1 protein-coding gene and 1 pseudogene are annotated in these 3,007 nt (G+C 66.5%); both read left to right on the plus strand.

The window, feature by feature from the left end:
* Positions 1–149 precede the first annotated feature (149 nt).
* The gene (locus tag AC6EI8_RS25690; protein ID WP_498383289.1) at positions 150–2,609 is read left to right on the plus strand and encodes a sensor histidine kinase; all 2,460 of its coding nucleotides are present in this window, start codon (positions 150–152) and stop codon (positions 2,607–2,609) included.
* 56 nt (positions 2,610–2,665) lie between these two features.
* Positions 2,666–3,007 (plus strand): annotated as a pseudogene (gene esaR / locus AC6EI8_RS25695) (response regulator transcription factor EsaR); the annotation flags it as partial.

Consider the following 3,007-nt stretch of genomic DNA (forward strand, 5'->3'; position numbering starts at 1 on the left):
CCGGCCAGCGCACCAGGTCCTGCCTCCACGCCCAATGCCCCGCCGGCCTCGGCCCCGGGCATCGGTAACGTCCGTCCGTCGCCGGCTTTCGGGCGCCCGGTCGCCGGCATGCTGGCGCCGGGCTCGCTGTCGTCGCCGGCCGCCAGGTCATGATCTCCCCGCTGAACAGCGTGCTCGACAGCCGGCTCCGCCGCGTCCTGAGCCGCGTGGTCGCCGGCACCATCGTCTTCCTGGCGCTGGTGCTGGTGATGCTGCTGGCGGCCGCGTCGGCCAACACCGAATTCTTCGACCGCTATTTCACGCTGCTGTACAAGATCAATCTGGTGATCGGCGTGCTGATGGTGCTGATCATCGGCGCGCTCGCCGTGGCGCTGTGGGTGCGCTATCGCCGCGGCAAGTTCGGCACGCGGCTGATGACCAAGCTGGCGCTGTTCTTCGGCATCGTCGGCGTGCTGCCGGGCGTGCTGATCTATCTGGTGTCGCTGCAATTCGTCTCGCGCAGCATCGAGTCGTGGTTCGACGTGCGTGTCGAAACCGCGCTCGAGGCGGGCCTGAATCTGGGCCGCTCTACCATCGACAGCGCGCTGGCCGATCTGCAGGCCAAGGCGCGGCAGATGAGCGACCAGATCATCAGCGCCAGCGAGCCGACCAACTCGCTGCAGCTGAACCGGCTGCGCGAGCAGTACGGCGTGCAGGAGGCCTCGATCTTCACCGGCGGCGGGCGCGTGATCGCCTCCGCGTCGAGCAATTACGCGATGCTGGTGCCGAGCCTGCCGAGCGGCGTGCTCGTCGAGCAGGCGCGGCTCGCGGGCGGCTATGCGGCGGTGGAGGGCGGCACCGATCCGGGCACCGACGGCGGCAGCGATGGCCATCCGCAGGCCGAGCGCGCCGACGCCAATCACCTGTACCGGCTGCGCGTGATCATTCCGCTCGGCCCCGCGACGCCGGCCGACGAATCGTCGCTGGGCACGGCGCCACGTCCCGCCGGCAAGGATCGCTGGGCGGGCTCGGGGCTGTCGCTGGAGCGGCGCGCCGAGGACTATCCTTCGTCGGGCTTCGGCCTGATCGGCGATACGGTGCGCGAGGAACGCTATCTGCAGATCGTGCATCCGGTCCCCGCCGTGCTCGCCCGCAATGCCGACGAAGTCCAGCGCGCCTACCAGGACTATCAGGAAAAGGCGCTGGGCCGCACCGGCCTGCGCAAGATGTATATCGGCACGCTGACGCTGACGCTGTTCCTCGCGGTCTTCATCGCCGTGATGCTGGCGCTGCTGCTCGGCGGCCAGCTGGCGCGGCCGCTGCTGATGCTGCTGCAGGGAACCAAGGAAGTCGCCGAAGGCGATCTGTCGCCCAAGCGCGAGCTCAAGAGCCGCGATGAACTGGGCATGCTGACCCAGCAGTTCAACATGATGACGCGCCAGCTGGCCGAGGCGCGCCTGGCGGTCGAGCAGAATCGCGCCGCGCTCGAGCAATCGAAGGCCTTCCTCGAAAGCGTGCTGCAGAACCTGACCGCCGGCGTGCTGGTGATGGACCGGCGCTTCTCGCTGGTGACCGCCAATCCCGGTGCCGAACGCATCTTCGGGCAGCCGCTCGGGCCGACCATCGGCCATCCCGTCGAGGCGATTCCCGGCATGGCGGCGTTCGGCGAGATCGTGCGGCAGGCCTTCTCGGAGCAGAGCACCAGCGAGGTGCTCGGCGGCGCCGCGCACTGGCAGAAGCAGATCGAACTGCCGCACGGCGACGAGGAACAGCCGCTGACGCTGCTGGTGCGCGGCGCGCGGCTGCCGGGCGGCGACGCTATCACCGACCATGCCGAGCCCGGCTACGTGGTCGTGTTCGACGATATTTCCGATGTGATTTCGGCTCAACGGTCGGTCGCATGGGGCGAAGTGGCCCGGCGCCTCGCGCATGAAATCAAGAACCCGCTGACGCCGATCCAGCTGTCGGCCGAGCGCTTGCAGATGAAGCTCGCGCCCAAGCTCGAAGGCAATGACGCGGACGTGCTAAAGCGCGGCGCCACCACGATCGTTAACCAGGTAGCGGCGATGAAGCGCATGGTCGACGATTTCCGCGACTACGCGCGCACGCCGCCGGCGATGCTGCAGACGCTGCAGCTCAATGGGCTGGTGGCCGAGGTCCTGCATCTGTACGGCATCGACGATCCCGGCCTGCACGAGCATCCCGTGATTCATCCGTCGCTGGCCGACGATCTGCCCGACATCAAGGGTGACCCGACCCAGCTTCGGCAGGTGATACACAATCTGCTGCAGAATGCGCAGGATGCGGTGGCGGAGAACGTGGCGGCGGGCCGTCCGGCGCCTTGTATCGCTCTGCACACCGAGACTGTAGAATACAAAGATGCCTCCGGCGAAAGCCGCCAGGCTGTCAAGCTGACCATCGCCGACAATGGTCCGGGGTTCGCCCCACGCATCCTCAGCCGCGCGTTCGAGCCATACGTGACGACCAAGGCGAAGGGGACCGGCCTGGGTCTTGCGATGGTGAAGAAGATCATTGACGAACATGGGGCGCGCATCGAGCTGCGCAATCGCATGGAGGGCACCGAAGTCGCCGGCGCCCAGATATCCATCCTGTTCGCCAAGCTGGCATAGCGATGCATGATGATGCGGTCCGACCCGGAACGCCGCGGAGGGGTTAAGAGGAAAGTATGGCAACCATCCTCGTAGTCGACGACGAAATGGGTATCCGTGAACTGCTCTCGGAAATCCTCAGCGACGAAGGCCATGTAGTCGAAGTAGCCGAAAACGCGCAACAAGCCCGTGAATACCGTGCCGGCAATACGCCCGACCTGGTGCTGCTCGACATCTGGATGCCGGACACCGACGGTGTGACGCTGCTCAAGGAATGGTCCTCGCAAGGCCAGCTGACGATGCCCGTGATCATGATGTCCGGGCACGCGACCATCGATACCGCGGTGGAAGCGACCAAGATCGGCGCGCTCAATTTCCTGGAAAAACCGATCGCGCTGCAGAAGCTGCTGTCCGCTGTC

The sequence above is a fragment of the Cupriavidus sp. R6-3 genome, assembly GCF_059772245.1.

Excerpts from the sequence above, each read along its gene's own strand:
- AC6EI8_RS25690 (WP_498383289.1), top strand. The coding sequence starts at position 150 with ATGATCTCCCCGCTGAACAGCGTGCTCGACAGCCGGCTCCGCCGCGTC.